This window comes from Synechococcus sp. R60.1, assembly GCF_047461835.1.
Taxonomy (GTDB): Bacteria; Cyanobacteriota; Cyanobacteriia; order Thermostichales; family Thermostichaceae; genus Thermostichus.
The window spans coordinates 1-18,793 of sequence record NZ_JANSIA010000058.1 but is presented as its reverse complement, the minus strand read 5'-3'; the positions used below and the strand labels follow the sequence as shown (position 1 = coordinate 18,793).

General features: G+C 57.3%; 15 protein-coding genes and 1 pseudogene. 11 read left to right on the top strand and 5 right to left on the bottom strand.

The window, feature by feature from the left end; translation table 11 throughout:
* The first annotated feature begins 179 nt into the window (after positions 1-179).
* From NW834_RS09185 to NW834_RS09170, 4 genes are all read left to right on the top strand, one after another.
* Positions 180-794, top strand: coding sequence for a Uma2 family endonuclease (locus tag NW834_RS09185; protein WP_414419621.1), 615 nt, complete (start codon positions 180-182; stop codon positions 792-794).
* Between the two features lie 93 nt (positions 795-887).
* Positions 888-1,475, top strand: coding sequence for a hypothetical protein (locus NW834_RS09180; RefSeq protein WP_414419619.1), 588 nt, complete (start codon positions 888-890; stop codon positions 1,473-1,475).
* Positions 1,476-1,643: 168 nt separating this feature from the next.
* Positions 1,644-5,381: a PAS domain S-box protein gene (locus NW834_RS09175; RefSeq protein ID WP_414419618.1), complete on the top strand. Its 3,738-nt coding sequence runs from the start codon at positions 1,644-1,646 to the stop codon at positions 5,379-5,381.
* Positions 5,382-5,448: 67 nt separating this feature from the next.
* Positions 5,449-6,078, top strand: coding sequence for a Uma2 family endonuclease (locus NW834_RS09170; protein ID WP_414419617.1), 630 nt, complete (start codon positions 5,449-5,451; stop codon positions 6,076-6,078).
* Here the strand turns inward: NW834_RS09170 and NW834_RS09165 are convergent.
* Positions 6,012-7,790: a flavin reductase gene (locus tag NW834_RS09165; protein ID WP_414419616.1), complete on the bottom strand. Its 1,779-nt coding sequence runs from the start codon at positions 7,788-7,790 to the stop codon at positions 6,012-6,014. The genes NW834_RS09170 and NW834_RS09165 overlap by 67 nt on opposite strands.
* 236 nt (positions 7,791-8,026) lie before the next feature.
* Here NW834_RS09165 and NW834_RS09160 point away from each other — a divergent pair, with 236 nt between their 5' ends.
* Positions 8,027-8,257, top strand: a complete 231-nt coding sequence (locus NW834_RS09160; RefSeq protein WP_414350197.1) for a DUF2555 domain-containing protein — start codon at positions 8,027-8,029, stop codon at positions 8,255-8,257.
* A gap of 34 nt (positions 8,258-8,291) precedes the next feature.
* Here NW834_RS09160 and NW834_RS09155 read toward each other — a convergent pair whose 3' ends face one another.
* The 3 genes from NW834_RS09155 to pdxA form a co-directional block, all read right to left on the bottom strand.
* Positions 8,292-8,948: a hypothetical protein gene (locus tag NW834_RS09155; protein ID WP_414426289.1), complete on the bottom strand. Its 657-nt coding sequence runs from the start codon at positions 8,946-8,948 to the stop codon at positions 8,292-8,294.
* An 87-nt stretch (positions 8,949-9,035) separates the two neighbouring features.
* On the bottom strand, positions 9,036-10,151 hold the full coding sequence (locus NW834_RS09150; RefSeq protein WP_414419620.1) for an aldo/keto reductase: 1,116 nt from the start codon (positions 10,149-10,151) through the stop codon (positions 9,036-9,038).
* A 90-nt stretch (positions 10,152-10,241) separates the two neighbouring features.
* The gene (gene pdxA, locus NW834_RS09145; protein WP_414419615.1) at positions 10,242-11,264 is read right to left on the bottom strand and encodes a 4-hydroxythreonine-4-phosphate dehydrogenase PdxA; all 1,023 of its coding nucleotides are present in this window, start codon (positions 11,262-11,264) and stop codon (positions 10,242-10,244) included.
* A gap of 183 nt (positions 11,265-11,447) precedes the next feature.
* On the opposite strand from pdxA, the gene NW834_RS09140 reads away from it, so the two are divergent.
* The 5 genes from NW834_RS09140 to chlP all read left to right on the top strand — a co-directional run bounded on the left by NW834_RS09140 (position 11,448) and on the right by chlP (position 16,827).
* A complete protein-coding gene (locus NW834_RS09140; protein WP_414331610.1) occupies positions 11,448-12,428 on the top strand; it encodes an alpha-ketoacid dehydrogenase subunit beta in 981 nt (326 codons plus the stop codon).
* Positions 12,429-12,533: 105 nt separating this feature from the next.
* The gene (locus NW834_RS09135; RefSeq protein ID WP_414406884.1) at positions 12,534-13,913 is read left to right on the top strand and encodes a DUF3084 domain-containing protein; all 1,380 of its coding nucleotides are present in this window, start codon (positions 12,534-12,536) and stop codon (positions 13,911-13,913) included.
* Positions 13,910-14,374: a Holliday junction resolvase RuvX gene (gene ruvX, locus NW834_RS09130; protein WP_414331042.1), complete on the top strand. Its 465-nt coding sequence runs from the start codon at positions 13,910-13,912 to the stop codon at positions 14,372-14,374. The genes NW834_RS09135 and ruvX overlap by 4 nt, the downstream gene beginning before the upstream one ends.
* On the top strand, positions 14,346-15,482 hold the full coding sequence (locus NW834_RS09125; protein WP_414419614.1) for an extracellular solute-binding protein: 1,137 nt from the start codon (positions 14,346-14,348) through the stop codon (positions 15,480-15,482). The genes ruvX and NW834_RS09125 overlap by 29 nt, the downstream gene beginning before the upstream one ends.
* 124 nt (positions 15,483-15,606) lie before the next feature.
* Entirely contained in the window at positions 15,607-16,827 is a 1,221-nt protein-coding gene (gene chlP, locus NW834_RS09120) for a geranylgeranyl reductase (RefSeq protein WP_011433360.1), read from the top strand.
* A gap of 7 nt (positions 16,828-16,834) precedes the next feature.
* Here chlP and NW834_RS09115 read toward each other — a convergent pair whose 3' ends face one another.
* Positions 16,835-17,683: a hypothetical protein gene (locus NW834_RS09115; protein ID WP_414331048.1), complete on the bottom strand. Its 849-nt coding sequence runs from the start codon at positions 17,681-17,683 to the stop codon at positions 16,835-16,837.
* A 376-nt stretch (positions 17,684-18,059) separates the two neighbouring features.
* Here NW834_RS09115 and NW834_RS09110 point away from each other — a divergent pair.
* Positions 18,060-18,793, top strand: a pseudogene (locus NW834_RS09110) (RNA-guided endonuclease TnpB family protein); the annotation flags it as partial.

Sequence of the window (18,793 nt, the reverse complement as noted above, 5' to 3'; positions counted from 1 at the left end):
TGTCGTAAACCAGCCTAGAGGTTCGGGCTTGTTTTGTTCTCTGGTAGAGCAGAGCAGGCTCAGGGCTACTGAAAGCCTGCTCCGTACCGCTTAGCGGTCGGAGCCGGGTAGTTTACGATGTGTTGACCCCAGACCGGCTCCCTTGGTTGGTTTAGCCGTTTTTCATTGCGGAGGTCATGATGGTCGAGGTTTTGGAAAGAGAAAAATTGGCCGAGGCACCTGCTGATAGTTCTCCGGCAGCTTCTCGAAAAATTTGGACTGACGAAGAGTTTATGGCTTTACCGGAGGATGGCAATCGCTATGAGGTTGTGAATGGAGAACTGGTTACTGTGGGCTCGGCAAGCGCAAAGCATGGGTACTACGTAAGTTTGATTCATATCATTCTAGGCTCGTACGTTCGCAGTCAAAGGATTGGATTTACCTTCGATTCCGATACTTCCTTCAAAATGAAATCCGGTAATCGCCGCTCTCCGGATTGTTCTTTTTTTTCCAAGGAACGACTGCAATCTCTGGGCGGGATCCCAAGGGGTTATATTGAGGGATCCCCAGACTTGGCTGTAGAAGTTCTCTCCGATGCCAACACCATTGGAGAGATCCACGACAAGGTTGTTGAGTATTTCGAGAATGGATCCCGGCTGGTCTGGATCATTCATCCTGAAGAGAAATACGTTCTGGTCTATCGCCGGCCTGAGCCTGAAGCATTGAAGAAACCCGGCGACATCCTGGAAGGTGGAGAGGTGATCCCTGGATTTGCGCTGGATTTATCAGAGTTTTTTGCCGAGCCGGAGTTGTAGTTTTTCACCAACGCAATGCCCGGATAAGATGCCTTCAGCGCCTAGGGAAAAGCAACCCCTGTTAAGCTAGCCTAAGCAGTGGGATCCCATTTCATGGCATTGGTTTATCCGCAGGTTCTGGAGCGCAATCCCAAACGGCTGCGCATTGCCCTACAACGGTTCACTTCCCAGCAACTGGCTTGGCGGGCGGCAGGGGGCTTGGTGCTGCTAATTTTGGGATCCCAACTGTGGGCTCGTTCGCCGCTGTTGGGGTTGGTGGCTGTGGGGATGGGCCTGTGGGCTGGGATCCCTTGGGGGTTGGGGCAGATCCTGAATCTAGATTGCCAAAGCCAACGGGTGACCTTGACCCGGCTGGGTGGCCCTTGGGGCTTTTGGCGGCAGCAAGTGTTTTCTTATCCCTTGGCCCAGTTGCAAGGGGTGCGGGTACATCGGGTAGGCCAGGAGGTTTTGGACAACCAAGCTCAAGAGAGTTTCCAGGTACAAAGTCAGGTGCGGTTGCAGTTTCGCGGAGATCCTTCTGAGCAGGAGCTGAAAGAGGAGATCATCGCTTGCTTCCATAGCCAAGTGAGCATCAAGGGGGATGATCCGGAGGCTTTCGTGCTCTCTCAGCGGCTGGTGCGCTGGATTCAGAACTATCTATCCGAACACTTAGGAAACCTAAGAAACAACTCTTCACCCTGAAAGCCCCCTTTTCGAGGATACTGCCCCACCGTTCCAGTAGACTCAAACTTTGCTCTCCTTTTCGGGGAGATGGGGAATTGTTGGCACAGTGCTTGATCCTGGGTTAGAAATGCTACTGGGATTCCTTGTAAGCTTTGACACTCCATACACTTACTTAATTATGTAATTATGAGCGTCTCCTGGAATCTAGTCAACCTAAACACCTTACTCGACCGAAACACTCTGCCCGGATGGCTTTGGCTGCTCCTTTGGGGATCCTCACTGGCCGTGGTGATGTACTGGCAAAAGCGCTGGCTGCAGCGGGATCAGGTGGGTTTTCCCGATGTCATCATGCTGGCGCGTGCAGATACGACGGTGGTGGAATGTAACGAAGCTTGCCAGAAAATCTTGGGGGATTGGCGGGGCAGGCGCTGGATCGACGTGCTGCCGGCAGAAGAGCAAGAGCAGGTGCGGCAAAAGATAGCCCAGCTCACCCCTCAGCAGCCTACCTTCACCCGAGTTGGCAGGGTATCGGATGCGTCGGGGCAGACGCGCTGGTTTGAGTGGATCAACCAAGGCATTTTTGACTGGCGGGGCCGCTTGCAGTTTATTCGCGGCGTGGGCCGAGACATTACCGAGAAGAAACAGTTGGAAGAAAACCTGCGGCTGCGGGAGGCCCAACTGCGCACCTTGTTGGATGCCCTGCCATTGGCGGTGTGGGCCAGGGATCCCCAGGGAGTGCTAATTTTGCAAAATGCCACTGACCGCGCCTGGTTTGGCGATCTGCTGGGTACTTCTCTGGAGGAGGTGGCTCAGCAACATCCCCACTGGCCGGAGTACACCTCTCAAGTTCTAGCCGATCTAGAGCGGCAAGGGTTTTGCCAATTCGAAGGTAAGGAAATGATTCAAGGCCAGGAGCGCTACACCTATCGCTTCGCTGTAAAGCTTCAGGATCAGTCTAAAGGATTAGGGCTTCTCGGCATTGTCCTAGATATCACCGAACAAAAGCGGCTGGAACAGGAGGTGTGGGAACAAGAAGAGCGTTTTCGCGCCTTCCTCAACAACAGCCACGACATTTTGTGTCGGATCGATGCCCAAGGTCTGCTGCATACCTTAAATCCTCCGGCTGCTGAGAAAATTTTGGGGCGTGCTCCCAATCAGGGAGAGGCCGTACCCTTGGATTGGGTTCACCCCGAGGATCGGCAGAACGTTGCTAATGCTCTTGAGCAACTCAAGGCTCGACCTGGCGAGACACTCAGCTTTATTTACCGGGCCCAACACGCCGACGGCCATTGGGTGTGGCTGGAGAGCCTCTGCACCAATCTCTTGGATGATCCTTTGGTTCAGGGGATCGTTTCCAGTACCCGCGATATCACCCAACAAAAGCAGGTGGAACTGGCTTTGCGAGAGAGCGAAGCCCGCTTCCGAGAAATTGCAGAGGCTGTACCGGTGACTTTCTTCCTACAGTCGGCAGACTTTAGCCGCGCTCTTTACAAAAGTCCTCGTTGTGAACAGATTTTCGGATATACACCAGAGGAGCTTTATCGCCAGCCGGATCTGTGGAAGGAAAGGATCCACCCAGAGGATCTGCCAAGAGTGATGGAAACCCTGTCTCTTGCCACCCAAGGCAAAATGTCAGTTACCTATCGGATTTTCCACCCAGATGGCAGGCTGCGCTGGTTGCGTACCTCTTGTTACCCTGTCTTGAACGAGCAGCAGGAAGTCGTTCACATCGCAGGCATTACCGAAGATATTACGGAGCAGAAAGAAGCAGAGCTGGCTCTACAAGAAAGTGAGGCCCGGCTTAGGGCCATTCTGGACGGGATCCCTTTTCCCATCTTTCTCAAAGATTTGGAGGGGCGCTACTTACAGGTAAACACTGCCTATTTGCAGCAAGGGTGTAACCAGGAAGAGATCCTCGGCAAAATCGATGCCGAACTCTTTCCGCCAGAAGATGCCCTCAAGTTTCGAGAGCAAGATCAAAGGGCTATCCAGTCCCCTGATCCGATTAGCTGTGAGAGTGTCGTTTCTCGTAACGGTCGAGAAATATCGAGGTGGGTCACCAAATTTGCCCTGCGGGATCAGCAAGGGGATCCCTATGCCGTTTGCGGTGTTGTTGTGGACATCACCCCCCTCAAAGAAGCTCAAGAAGTGCTTCGGCAAGAGGCAGAGCGGGAGCGACTGTTGGGGGCCTTATTGCGGCGGATCCGCCAAGCTTTGGACTTGCAAACCCTCTTGGAAACAACGGTTGCGGAAGTGCGAGAGTTTCTCCAGGTAGATCGGGTGATGATCTATCAGTTGCAGGAAGGTGTAGGGGGGTTTGTAGCTGCTGAGTCGGTAGCGGATCCCTGGCCCAGCCACCTGGGCCGCCGGGTGTGGGATGCTTGCCTTCGCCAGGATCCTTGCTACCGCAAGTACCAAGAGGGCTTTGTGCAAGCCATAGCCAACGTGGCGACGGCCAATTTGGATCCTTGCTATCGGGAGCTCTTGGAATCTTTCCAGGCCCAAGCCAACTTGGTGATCCCAATTCGGCGGGGAGAGGATCTCTGGGGCCTTCTGGTGGCACAGCACTGCCAATCCAGCCGCCCTTGGCAAGAGTGGGAAATCCGGCTTTTACAAGAGCTGAGCGATCAATTAGCCATCGCGTTGCAACAGGCCCAGTTATATGAACAACTGCAAGCCCTCAATCAAACCTTGGAAGAAAAGGTTCGGCAACGCACCTCTGAGTTGCAGCGATCCCTGCAATTTGAGGCCCTGCTGAAACGCATCACTGACCGGGTGCGCGACTCTCTGGATGAAGCTGAAATTCTCAACACCGCTCTGCGCGAGCTGGGAGAAAACCTAAATGCAGATGGCTGCGATATTGGCCTTTACAACGCCGATCTCACCCTTTCCACCATCAGCTACGAGTACTGCCCCCGCTCCAATTCCTCCCTGAACATTTCCATATCCATAAAGGGTGGGCCTTACGACGATGTTCATCAACAATTGCTCGCAGGACAGCCCTGCCTTTTTTGCTTCTACTGTCCAGAAAAGACAGTGGAAAAGCGCCAGGTGGTCATGGCTTGCCCCCTGCCGGATAAAGGCCAAGTGCTAGGGGATCTGTGGATCTTTCGCTCAGCTGAGCGTTCTTTCGACCAGCAGGAGATGCAGCTTATCCAGCAGGTGGCCAATCAGTGCGCCATCGGGCTGCGCCAGGCCCGCCTGTTCCGAGCGGCCCAAGAGCAGGTGCAAGCCCTAGAGCGCCTCAACCGCTTGAAAGACGATTTCATCAGCACTGTCAGCCACGAGTTGCGCACTCCTCTAGCCAGCATGAAAATGGCGTTGCACATGCTGCAAGTTGCCCCTGCGAGGGAGAAGCAGGCCCAGTACCTATCCATCGCCCAGCGGGAATGCCAACGGGAGATCGAGCTGATCAATGACCTGTTGGATTTGCAGCGGCTAGAGGCAGGAGCCTATGCTTTGAATCTGCAAACGCTGACCTGGGAAGCCTTGTTGGGGGATTTGCTGTTGGCTATTGGCGAACGCGCCCGTACTAAGGGGCAAACCTTTCAAGCCAACGTGCCTCTGGAGAGCAGCATCACCACAGATCCTCTCCTTTTGGGGCGTATCCTGCGGGAGCTGCTACACAACGCGGTGAAATACACCCCCGGCCAGGGATCCATCCGCCTAGAAGTCAGGGTTGAGGCCAACCGAACTCGCATCCAAGTCAGGAATAGCCAAGAGATCCCGGCTGAGGAACTCACCCGCATTTTCGAGCGTTTTTACCGGATCCCCAGCCATGATCCTTGGAAAGAAGGGGGCACGGGTTTAGGCTTGGCCTTGGCAAAACAGATGGTGGATCAACTGAGGGGATCCATTGAGGTCAACAGCTCTGCTGGTTGGACGACTTTTACGCTACATCTACCCGAATTGCCGCAATTTTAATTCCACTTCTTCCCCTCGCTTTGGGATACATTACTGGCAGGGATCCGGGGGGGCTTTGCCTAAACCTATGACCACTCGCCTAGATTTGGCTCTCACTCTTGAAGACTTCCTCAAGTTGCCTCACATAGAAGAGTCTCCGGCATGGGAGTACGTGGATGGAGTTGCCATTCAAAAACCGCTGCCCAAAGTCCGCCATTCCATTTTGCAAAAACGCCTTTTGGCTGAGGTTGACGGCAGCACCACCGACTATACTGCCCTGCCCGAACTGCGTTGCACTTTTTCCGGTCGTTCCATTGTTCCCGATATTGCCGTAATTGCGTGGGATCGAACTCGCCTAAGTGAAACAGGCGAGCCAGAGGATGACTTCACCGCAGCACCCGACTGGATTATCGAAATTCTTTCGCCGGGTCAAAGGGTAAGCCGTGTAATCGATAATATCCTGCATTGCCTAAAGCACGGCAGCAAATTAGGGTGGATGGTGGATTTAGACGATTACTCTGTTTTGATATTTGCCCCTCAACAAGAGCCGGAAATTTGCCGAGCAGATCGTCAGCTCAAGGTGATCGACGGGATCCAGTTAGCATTGACTCCACAACAAAACTCCACAACAAATCTTTGTTCTCCAATACACTACCCCCGCCGCATGGCCGTAACCCCCGTGGGATCCAGCACCTTGCCCCGTTCCACCTCGGCATAGACCAGGTAGCGATCCCCGCAGTCCATCCAAGTTTTGACACGGCACTCCAGGTAAGCTAAGGCATCCAACAAAATGGGGCAGCCATTCTCAGCAGTGGCCGTGGCCAAGCCGGCAAAGCGATCTTCTCCGGGCCGTTGAGGTCGCTGAAAGTGCCGCTGCAAGTTGCTGCCCTTGCCTTCCCGCAAGATGTTAAGCACAAAGGGGGCCTGGGGATAGGTCAGCAATTCGGCTTCTTGTTCCTTGTTCACCGACAGGGTTAGCCCCGGCGGATTGAAGCTAGCCTGGGCCACCGACCAGGTGAGGAAGCCGCGGCGGGTCTCTCCTTGCAGGGCGGTGACTACACACAGGGATCCCACCACCCGGCTCAGGGCTTGCCCAACCCGATCCGCCTGAGTTTCGCTGCTGGTTTGGCGAGGGGCGCGGGCTCGTTTGGCTTTGCGCAGGGCCTGAGCAAACTGGGATCCCGCCTCTTGACAGGCTTCCAGGATTTCAGGGGTGGGCTTAAACTTGGCGCGGATCGTCTCAAACCCCAAGGAAAAGCCGGCATTGAGCAACTTACTCTCGATGAGATCCACCGCTTCTCCGCTCCAGCCGTAGGAGCCAAAAACCCCGGCTAACCGGGTGGTGGGAACCGAAGAAAGGATGATGCCGAGGGCGGTTTGAATTTGCACCGGGGGATGGCCAGCCAAGGTCGGGGATCCGATAACAAACCCTTGGCAGCGCTCCAGAGCCTGGGCAATCTCTTCCGGGGTGGCCCATTCGCAGTTGATCCGCTCCACCTTAACGCCGGCCCGCTCCAGCCCTTGGGCTATGGCCATGGCCATCAAACCTGTATTCCCGTAAGCAGAAGTGTATAGGAGAGCTACCCGCTGCTCGCCGGGATCCTCCTCGCACCAAGTGTGGTAGTCCAACCGCAACCGCCGCAGGCTGTGGCGCACCAAGGGGCCGTGGGCAGGGGCATAGATTTGGGCGGGAAATTCTTCCAACTTGGCCAGGGCTGCCTTCACCTGGGGCAATTGGTTGCGGTGCAAGCAGTCGAAGTAGTAGCGACGGTCTTCGCTGAGCTGCCGCCAATGCTCGTCAAACACTTGCTCATCGCACACGTGGGCGCCGAACAGCTTATCGGTGTAGAGGATCCCGGTAGCCGGATCGTAGGCACAGAGGGCATCGGGGTGGCGGGGTGTGGGCACGGTGCGAAAGTGCAACTCATGCCCTTCCCCCAGATCCAGGCGATCCCCATCTCGGATGACCTGCAAACGGAAAGACTGGTCGCCATTGTAGAAAATGCCCAGATCGGCGGCTTCTTCTTCGTCGCGACTGCGGGGCAAGGGATCCATCTCTTCAAAGGCAGCCCGTAGCGTAATGGATCCCGGTTTGGAGCAGAGCACCATCGCGTAGGGAGCCAGAGGCAATAGGGCTTTGAGAGTGGCAATGCGGTTAAAGTTGACGTGGCTGAGCAAAATAAAGTCCAACCGCTGTAGGTACTGGTGTTGGGCCAGCTCTTCTAAAAAGATGCTGGTGAACGATTCCCCCGGAGGATCGATGAGAAGGGTTTGGCGGGCCTGGATGAGGTAGCTATTGGCAGTGGTGCCCCGTTGCCGAGCGTATTCCAGCTCAAACTTCAGGCGATCCCAGGTGCGGGAGCGGAGAACCAACGTGGACGGGCCGATAAGGGCAACTTGGACATCGCGGGCGGGGATCTTGCTCTCCATGGCAGCCTCCAATGGGGTATTTGTCCTCACCTTGCCACGAAACTGGGGGAATGGGGATCCCTTTTCAGAGTTTGGGAGCCCACGGCCCGGCTTGCCCAAAAGTTAAGTCTGAGGCCCCGTCCTCACAACTGCGCAAGAAGCAAGCGATTGAGGTGGGGAGTGTGTCAAGTTTTTTCAAAGTCGGCCGGGCAAAAAGGAAGAGGCTAAGATCGGCTTGTAGCGTGTTCAGGCTGCCTATGTCTGCCCGATCCAAGTCCAAAGTGGAAGCCCCTGCTAAGGGGATGGATCCCCGCCAGTTTACTGAAGCTGAGGTGGCGGCAATTGCAGAGCGGTTGGAGCGCAATGAGTATCCGACCGTCTTTGGCTGCTTGGAAGACTGGCATGCCCTTCGAGCCGTTGCCTTTTATGCTCCCCACTTAGTGGCTCCCTATGCACACCTGTTGGAGTGGGAAGTGGATGAAGATTAGGACTGTCTTCGCAGTTCCGAAGGGATCCCAGTGCTCAGGGCAACGAGGGGGGAGGATTTCCGTCAGAGCCTTGCCTGCGAATCAGATAGCGCACTTCTTCAAGGAGAACGTTGAACCTCTGATCCGTTTCCGCCTGCCGTTGGTTGATGGCCTGAATGGCGCGTTCGTGCTCTCGTTGTAGGGCGGTGAGGGTAACCAGAGCTTGAGTCACTTCCTCTGCCCACTCGGCAAGGTGAGCTAAGTCAGAGCGGGTCTCGCTGACAACTTGCTGTAGCTCTCGCAGGCTTTGAGCTTGGGCAGCAGCTTGTTCGGCAAATTCGGCGCGGCTTTCTTGGATGGACTGACGCAGCTCCTCGATTTCCCGCAGACGGGCGGCGTTCTCCTCGGCAGACTGGGTGCGGCTTTCTTGGATGGACTGACGCAGCTCCTCGATTTCCCGCAGACGGGCGGCGTTCTCCTCGGCAGACTGGGTGCGGCTTTCTTGGATGGACTGACGCAGCTCCTCGATTTCCCGCAGACGGGCGGCGTTCTCCTCGGCAGACTGGGCGCGGCTTTCTTGGATGGACTGGCGCAGCTCCTGGACCGATTGGCAGAGCTCCCGGATTTCTCGGCTGTTGGCAGCAGTCTGTTCAGCCGTCCAAGCCAGCAGTTGTTCCACCCGGTCTAAGCGGTCTTGGCTCTGACTATTCACTCCGATGCCTCGCCTTGTGATGCAATCGATAAACTCCATCCGATTATAAGTGGAGTTAAGCTCAGCCAAACAGGATAGGGGGAATGGTCATTCCCAGAGCCGCCGGATTGGAGAGCGATGCAGCAACTGGTGGGCTTCGGCCAGCAACTCCGGGATAGGCAGATGTTCTGGGCAGCGGGGTAAGCAGTCACCGCATTCGGTACAGCGGTCGGCAAGTGACCCCGGAAACCAATGCCCAGCTTGGCCGAACATGTTGTAGCGGTACCGAGCAAACTCCGTCATTTCGTGGGCAATGGCCAAGTTGCGCAAACGCAGCACTTCGGGAATGTGGATCCCTTCTGGGCAGGGCAGGCAGGCGTAGCACTGGGTGCAGCGGCTGGATCCCAAGCGTTCCTGCTCGGCTTGGCGCAACCGCTCCTGAATCTGAGGGCCATCCACCCACCAACGGTCGGGATCCTGTAAAGCCGACAAGGCCACCTGTAGCTCCTCAGGATGAGTGATGCCCAGGCTGAGGGTGTGAACACGGGGATCCGCCAGCAAAAAACGATAGGCAAACTCCAAGGGGCTGAAAGGTGCACAGCACTCCTGCAGGTGTTGGGGCGGGCGATAGAGCATTCCCCCTTTATCGGCAGGAGAAATGATGAACACGCCCATATCTTGCTGGGCAGCCGCTTCTAGGGCCGGTGCATTGCGCTGTTGGAAAAAGTGATGGTGCAAATTAACAAAGTCAAAGCATCCTGTCTGGATGGCCTGCAAAATTAACTCCAGGGATCCATGGGTGGAAAACCCAATGTGGCGCACCCAGCCTTCCTGCTGCATCTGCTTGAGAATCGGCAGCCCTTTCTGCAGCACCCACTCCAGATGTTCCGGCAGGTTGATGCCATGAAAGGCAAATTGATCCAAGTAATCCACCCGCAGACGGCGCAGGGATCCCTGAAGCCGCTCTCGCAACCCATCTGTGGGAGTGAGTTTGCTGGTCAGAATCAACTGATGGCGTGAAAAGGGCAGGGTTTGCAAAATCTCGCCCAAGAGCACCTCGGCATGGCCATAAGCCTGAGCCGTTTCGATGTGGTTGATCCCTGCGGCTAGGGCTGCCTCAACGGTTGCCTGAGCTTGATCCCTGGGCACATTGACCAAGCGCATGCTGCCCAGAGAAAAAACCGAGACCAGCTGTTGGGTGCGCCCAAAGCGACGGTAAAGCATTCCGGTTGAGGTAGCACCGGCAACTTCCATCAAGCCACCCCCTGGAAACGAGAAACGGCCTCAGATTGTCGGGTACAGACGGCATTTCCCTCAGGAGGGGTTTTTGCCCAGCAGTTCTGCCGCCAGCAGGATCGCCTGCTTGAGGCTCTCGCATCGGGCCACCCCTTGGCCGGCAATGTCGAAGGCGGTGCCATGATCGGGAGAGGTGCGAACAAACGGCAGCCCAATTGTCAGGTTAACCGCCCGGTCAAAAGCCAGCATCTTCACCGGGATCAAACCTTGATCATGATAGAGAGCCAAGTAGGCATCTGCCACAGTTGGGGATCCCTGGCCATACCAGGCTTGCGCGGGAGCCAGCCACATGGTGTCGGGGGGAAGCGGCCCCCAAATTTGGGCGTGGGCATAGGTGCGCAGCAGCTCGGTCAGCCATTCTTTTTCCTCCGATCCCAGTTGCCCCTGTTCGCCGGCATGGGGATTCAGGCCGGCTACTGCAATCACAGGATCCCGGATCCCAAAGGTGTGGCGCAGGGATCCCACCAGCAAATCCAGCGCTGTCCGCACCCGCTCTGGGGTCAGCACGGTGGGCACCTGGCCGAGGGGAATATGGGTGGTGGCCAGCAAAACCCGCATCTGCCAGCCACTGTGGGGGGAACGGGCGACAAACAGCATCCCGTAGCGTTCAGACCCACTCAGTTGGGCCAAAACTTCCGTTTGGCCAGGGAACCGATGGCCGGCTCGATGCCAGAGATACTTGGCGATGGGCGCTGTCACGATCCCCTGAAACTCGCCCCGCAGCGTCTGTTCGACTGCCGTTTTCAGGTAAACAAAACTGACCCCACCACTGTCAGCATCCCCTTGACCAATACAGCCAGGCTGTAACCGAAAGCCTGTGTCGCATTCCAGCATCGGGATCCCTGCCGGATGGGCCAATGGAGCCGGCGACCGATCTCTCAGCAGGCGATAGGTGGCTTCTAGAACCTGCCGATCCCCTACAACCGTGATGTGGGCGCAAGACTGCACCTCAGGATCCGCCAGCGCCTTGAGCACAATTTCCGGCCCAATTCCCGCGGGATCCCCCAAGGTCAGCGCCAGTTTGGGCCGTGGAATGCTCATGGTGTCTTTTCTTGAGAAGACGGACGATCCCCATGTTCCAGGGGAAAGAGAGTGCTGAGGAAAGCTGTGGGGAAGGTCGCCATCCCTTTGAGCAAGAATTCTGAGCTCAGCCTATCAAGTCAGCTGCAAGGGGATCCATGCCGGCAAAATGGTTTAATGAGGGTTTAGCGATATTGAACCTCTATGGCCGAGACATTCCTTTACAACGCCTTGCGTGCTGCCCTCGACGAAGAAATGGCCCGGGATCCCAACGTATTTGTTTTGGGAGAAGATGTCGGCCATTACGGCGGCTCCTACAAAGTCACCAAAGACCTGTATCGCAAGTACGGGGAGATGCGCCTGCTGGATACCCCCATTTGCGAGAACAGCTTCACCGGCCTGGCCATCGGGGCAGCCATGACCGGCTTGCGCCCGGTGGTGGAAGGGATGAACATGGGCTTTCTGCTGCTGGCCTTCAACCAAATTGCCAACAATGCCGGTATGCTGCGCTACACTTCCGGGGGCAATTTCAAGATCCCGATGGTCATCCGCGGGCCGGGCGGGGTGGGTCGTCAGTTGGGAGCAGAACACTCGCAGCGGCTAGAGGCCTACTTCCAAGCGGTGCCCGGGCTTAAGATCGTGGCCTGTTCAACTCCCTATAATGCCAAGGGCTTGCTCAAGTCCGCCATCCGCGACGACAACCCCGTTCTCTTTTTCGAGCATGTGCTCCTGTACAACTTGAAAGAAGATCTGCCAGAAGAGGAATACCTTTTGCCTCTGGACAAAGCCGAAATCGTCCGATCCGGCTCCGATGTTACTCTGCTCACCTACTCCCGCATGCGCTACCACGTGCTCAAGGCCGTGGACACTTTGGTGCAGCAGGAGATCGACCCTGAGGTGATCGATTTAATCTCGCTGAAACCTTTAGATATGGGAACCATTGCCGCTTCGGTGCGCAAAACCCATCGGGTGATCATTGTTGAGGAAGACATGAAATCGGGTGGCATTGGAGCGGAACTGACAGCTCGCATCATGGAAGAACTGTTCGATGAGCTGGATGCGCCGGTGATGCGTTTGGCTTCGCAGGACATTCCCACCCCCTACAACGGCACGCTGGAGGCGGCCACCATCGTGCAACCTGCAGATATTGTGGCGGCGGTGGAGCGGCTCCTCTACGCGGATTAGAACCCCCAAAAATCCCTACAAAACAGCGCCGAAATCTATCTCCCAGCAACTTGCAAAATCCTCAGGGCAACCTTGCTAAGATTTCCATGGCAGGGATCCGCGAATATGCAAGGCGTACTGCTGATCCTCTACATGTTGGTTGTCAGTGGCCTGATTGCCGTTGTTGGGGATCGGGTGGGCTACCGCATTGGCAAAAAGCGCCTTACCTGGTTTAACCTGCGCCCCCGCCATACCGCCATTCTGGTGGCCGTGGTGACCGGTGTGAGCATCTCCGCGCTGACCTTGGGCACGCTGCTGCTCCTCAACCGCTCCCTGTCGGAGGCCCTGTTCAGCTACACCAACCAAATTGCCCAGGCGGAGCAAGAGCTGCGGGCCCTCAACCGCCAAAAAGCCCTCTTGGAAGCGGAAAATGCCGCTCTCAGGGTTGAGCGAGACCACCTCAAGGTGGATCTAGATCAATTTCGCACCCAGCAGTCGGCAGCCCAAACCCGCCTGAGCGAAGTGCGCGATCAGCTGGCAGTGGCGCTGCAGGAGCGGCAGGAGGCGGAGGCCAAGCTGGCGGCAGCCAACGAGCAACTGGCCAAGGTGCAGCCCAGTTTGGATCGAGCCCATGCCGAGTTGGAGGCAGTGAAGGCAGAGGTGGAGTCGGCTCGCCAGGTGATCGCTACCCTGGAGTCGCAAAAACAAGCCCTGCAACTGGATCGGGATCAGCTGGAGCGCTCCCTGGATGTGGTGCAGGCGGCCTTAACCCAACTGGAGAACCAGAAAAACCAGCTTGAGCAGGAGATCGAGCAGCTCAACCAATTGGCGGTGCGGCTGCGGCGGGGGGAACTGGCCATCTTGGCGGGGGAAGTCTTGGCAACGGGGGTTGTGGAGGCTCCAAGGGGGGCAAAACCAGAGGCGATCCGGCGGCAGTTTGAGCACCTTTTGGCCCAGGCGGAACAGCGAGCCCTTGCCCTTGGATCCCAGCCCATGCCCCCTCTGGAAAACGCGATCTTGATCCGCCGCGAGGATGCCGATCAAGCCTTGGAGAAGTTGCAAGAGCCCGGTAGCTGGGCGGTGCGCATTCTCTCTGTTACCAACCGGCTCAAGGGGGAGCCTGTGCCTGTGCTCGTGCAGATTTACCCCAACCAGCGGATTTTCGCCAAGGGATCCGTGCTGGCCCACGGGGTGATTCAACCGGGTTTGAGCGAAAATCAGATCCAACAGCAACTGCTGGGGCTGCTGAACCAGGCCAATCAGCGCTCGCAGGAGGAGGGGCTCCTCTCGGATCCCATCACCGGCACTGTGGGGGAGTTCTCCCAGGTCAAGTTTCTGGAGGTTGTGCAGCATCTCCGCCAGAGCACCACCCCTCTGGATGTGAAGCTGGTTGCCGACACCGACATCTACACAGCGGGGCCATTGCGGGTGAGTTTTCTGATGGCAGAAGCTTCCGGTCAACCCGGCTCTTCTGGGGCTCAGCAGGCGGGGCGTCCCGAGGGATGACGGATCCACTCCACCCGGCAAGACTGAAGGGCCAACGAGTGCTGATCGGTTTCGACCCAGGGCGCGACAAATGCGGCATTGCTGTGGTGCAGGTGTTTACGCAAACGGAGCTGAAGGTTTTACACCGGGAGGTGGTCCCTTCCGCGGCAGCGCTGTCTAGACTACAAACGCTCCGGCAACAGTTTCAGGCGGAGCAAGTGATCCTGGGCAATCAGACGACGGCCCAAGCCTGGAAGTCTCAACTGGAATCGATCCTCCCCCCGCAGCAGATTGTCCTGGTGGATGAGCGGCACAGCTCCCAAGAGGCCCGTCAGCGCTACTGGGATTTTCACCCACCGCAGGGATGGGAGCGGCTGTTGCCCAAGGGGATGCGGGTGCCCGCCAAGGCTTACGATGATCTGGTGGCTCTCATTCTGGTGGAGCGGTACTGTCGTGGGCGAGATACGGCTGAGCCGACGTGAGCTTCTACAGGGGATCCTGCTGGGGCTAATGGCGGCAGGATGTGGGGGGCCGGATGCACACCTGCCTCTTGTCGTGGCGCTCAAGCAAGGGATCCCTGCCAGTCTGCTCAACGAGTTTCGCCGCAGGACTCAGGCCCGCTTTCGGCTGCAACTGTTGGATAGTCGGGATCAGTTGTTGGCCTATCTCCGGCAAAGTGTTCAGCCGGCTGATCCGGCCTGGTGGGATCCGGGGGGATGGTTCCGGCGGCGGCTGCCGGTGGCGGCTTTGAGTTTGTTGGGGGCCGACGCTTTGGATCGGGCCATTGCTGCCGGTTGGCTGGATCCGCTACCGGAAAGCCTGCTGGGAGAACGATGGCAGAATCTGGATCCCCGTTGGCAAGCTGCGGCACTCCGGGAGGGGCAGATTTGGGGTGTGCCCTGGCGCTGGGGGGTAACGGCCATTGCCTACCGCCGGGATCGGGTGAGGGAGCCCATTCGGGACTGGGCGGATCTGTGGCGGCCTGAGCTGGCCGGCAAACTGACTCTGCCGGATCATCCGCGGGAGGTGATTGGGCTAACCCTAAAGAAAATGGGCCGCTCCTACAACGATCCCCTCAACCCTGAGGATGTGGAATTACGTCAAGAGCTGGGATCCCTGCATCGCCAGGTTTTAACTTACACCTCTTCCGACTACCTGCCCATCTTGCGCTTGGCCGATAGCTGGGTGGCCGTGGGCTGGTCGCAGGATCTCTACGCCACCCAAGCCAACTACCCTGAGCTGGCAGTGGTGATCCCGGCCTCCGGATCCGCCATCTGGTGGGATGTCTGGGTGCGACCCCACGTCGAAGACAATGCCCACACAGAATCAACCCAGACGGATTCCGGATCCCTGTTGGCTGACTGGCTTGATTTTGTCTTGAATCCTGAATTTGCCCCCCGCTTGGTCAATCTGAGCGGGATCCCTTCGGTTTTGCCGCTGGATTTGGCTCAACTTGCCCCCCGCCTGCAACACAGAGCCGACTTGCAAATCTCCACTTGGCAACGCTCGGAGATCTGGCGCCCCCTGAGCTCAGCCGAAGCCGAGTCCTATCTCAACCTCTGGGATCAAATGCGGCGGGGCCTTTTGTAGAAACACAGCGAGCGCGAGCCCTCCACTCTGCAACACTTCGTCAAGGTCCGCAATGCTTCTGAGGAGCTGTGGTAGGATGCCTGCTGTCTGATGAGCCAGTTGCACTTGCATCGAGGAGAGCACCTTGAGTCTGAGAGTTGCTGTTGTGGGGGGCGGCCCAGCCGGAGCCTCTGCTGCTGAAGTTCTAGCCCAAGCGGGAATTGAAACCTTTTTGTTTGAGCGGAAGCTGGACAACGCCAAGCCCTGCGGGGGCGCCATTCCCCTCTGTATGGTCTCCGAGTTCGACCTCCCCGAGGGGATCATCGACCGCAAAGTGCGCAAGATGAAGATGATCTCCCCTTCCAACTATGAGGTGGATATCGCCCTCGAAAAAGAAAACGAGTACATCGGCATGTGCCGCCGCGAGATCTTGGATGCCTTCTTGCGCAATCGTGCCCACCAAAAAGGGGCGGAGCTGATCAACGGCAAGGTAATGCATCTGGAAATCCCCCAGAATGGCCGGGATCCCTACATCCTGCACTACAACGATTTTTCCGACGGATCGAGGCAAGGGGTGCCGCGTTCTTTGGCTGTGGATGTGGTGATCGGGGCGGATGGGTTCCACTCCAAGGTGGCAGAAGCCATTGGTGCTGGAGACTATAACTATGCGCTGGCCTTTCAGGAGCGCATCCGGCTCCCGGACGACAAAATGGCCTACTACGCAGAGCGGGCAGAAATGTATGTGGGGGACGATGTTTCTCCAGACTTTTATGCCTGGGTGTTTCCCAAGTCCAACCATGTAGCCGTGGGCACCGGCACCATGAGGGCAAACCAAGCCCACATCCAAAAGTTGCAAGCTGGGATCCGCGCCCGTGCTGCCGAGCGTATCCGCGGCGGCCAGGTGATCAAGGTGGAAGCCCATCCGATCCCAGAGCATCCCCGTCCGCGCCGTGTGGTGGGCCGTGCTGCTTTGGTGGGAGATGCGGCGGGATACGTCACCAAATCCAGCGGCGAAGGGATCTATTTTGCCGCCAAGTCAGGCCGCATGTGCGCCGAGACCATCGTCGAGACCTCCAACGGTGGCAAGCGCATTCCCACAGAGGAGGATCTAAAACTGTATCTCAAGCGCTGGGATCGCCAGTACGGCCTGACCTACAAGGTCTTGGACATCCTGCAGCGGGTGTTCTACCGTTCCAATGCCACCCGCGAAGCCTTTGTGGAGATGTGCGCCGACCGGGACGTGCAGAGGATGACCTTTGACAGCTACCTCTACAAGACGGTAGTGCCCATGAGCCCTTGGGTGCAGTTCAAGATCACGGTCAAAACCCTGGGCAGCCTGATTCGCGGCAACGCTTTGGCTCCCTGAAGTAACCCTACTGCCACTGGAAGGTCACCGTAACGCGATCCCAATTGGCCTCGGTTTTCAGCACACTGGCGGAGGCCCTTTGTCCGGGGGGCACGTCGCTGGGCTCAAACGCTGCCACTCGCGTATCGACAACTTCTTCTCCCCGATAGAAGGTGAAACGAGCACGGGCGTTGAGAACCGTGCGGGTGCTGCGGTTGATCGCTTCCACGCTTAGGCGGCTACCGGCCCCCACTCGTTCTTCCCGAATGGATCCCACGATTACAAAATCTCCTGGGCTAGCGGCAGACTCGGCTGGGGTGGCGGTCGGAACTGGGGTGCCAGGCTGTGGGGCCGTCTCGCTTTGCTTGGGATCCGACTGCCTCAGCAGCTCCAAAACACGGGCCAACTCCTGCTGAAAGAAAACAAAGGCTTCCCGCGATTGGTTGGCCACCTGGGCCAAAATCAGTCGATCCGACTCCTCTACCGGAATTTCCAGGAGGGGAGCTGGCCCTTTTAGGGTGACTCGGATGCTGGCGACTTCTTGGTTGATGAACTTATCCAGGTAGGGAAAGATGTTGAGAATGCAATCTTGGAAGGATCCCATCGGCATGATGCGATTGTTGGTCAGCACCAAGTCGGCCCGCTCACAGCTAGTCCGATCCTCCATATCAATTTCCAAGGGCACCCGAAAGGAGCCGAGGCTGGTGTTGGTGATGGTAACCCCAATGCCGTACACCTCCTGCCGCCAGCCGTGAACGATCTCCAGGCTGGGGCTGGTGACTTCCTCGGTGAAATACTCTCCGGCCCAGGTCGGGGATCCCCACAGAGGCAGGGCCAGTAGCAGCACAGGGAAATGGCAGGTCAGTCTCCCCTTCACCTCAACCTTCCTTAACTCAACTCGCGGACTTTGGGGCAGAGCAGCGGTGTTTCTTGCTCCCCCGGGATGGCAATAGCCTAACCCAGGGCTGGCGCAAACCAGGGGGAGTCTTTGAATAATCTTTCCAACAATAACGGCTTTGAACTTCATCCGCTCTGCCCAAAGGGATAGCCCAGTACCCGTCTTCATCGAGCTGGGGGTTGCCTTTGCGGTGGATCCCAGGGGCCATTTTGTCGGGGCAGCGCCACCGGCTCTGCCGTTTTCCGCTGGGATCCCGTCTGCGATAGGATCAGAAAGTTCAGCTTACTAGCGCAGGAGCCCCGCCCTCTGTCCGTAGGACGAGGGTCGGGAGGAATGCGGAAGTTACGATAGAACCATGACCCAAGTCCTGACCGTCTCCTGCAAGCTCAAGGTGTCCCAGTCGCAAGCCGCCAAATTGGACGCGACCTTGGCTGCTTTCGGCCAAGCCTTGAACTGGGTCAACCAAAACACACCAGAGAAGGTAGTTAACGCCGTTAAACTTCAATCTCTGTGCTACCGCCAAATCCGGGCCCGGTTCGGCTTGTCCAGTAACTTGGCAAGGACTACGTCCCGCTTACGCGACCAGCAGGTCTGCAGATGGCTGGCCGGTGCCCGTAAAGTTGCCCGACAGAAAAACCGTCCGGTCAAAGCGTTCAAGAGAGGCTTTGCGACCTACGATGCCCGTATCTTTTCGTTTCGCGAGAAAGACTGGACGGTGTCGCTGACCACGGTTGGGGGTCGAGAGCGCTTTGAGCTGGCGATTGGCCGTTACCAGAGAGAACAGTTGGCAGGCTCCAACCCCAAATCCGCCACTCTGGTCAAGCGCAAAGACGGTTTCTACTCCATTCAAATCTGTGTGGAAACGGAACCGTGCCCACCGCAAGGCACGGATAGAGTGCTGGGCGTGGATTTGGGAAGGACGGATATTGCTCATACATCGGAAGGAGATAACTGGAATGGACAGCAGTTGAACAAAGTCCGAGACCATCACTCGCGGTTGAGGGCGGTACTTCAACGCAAAGCCAGTAAGGGCACCCGCAGTTCGCGGCGCAGATGCAGAGAACTGTTGCAACGGCTGTCTGGCAAGGA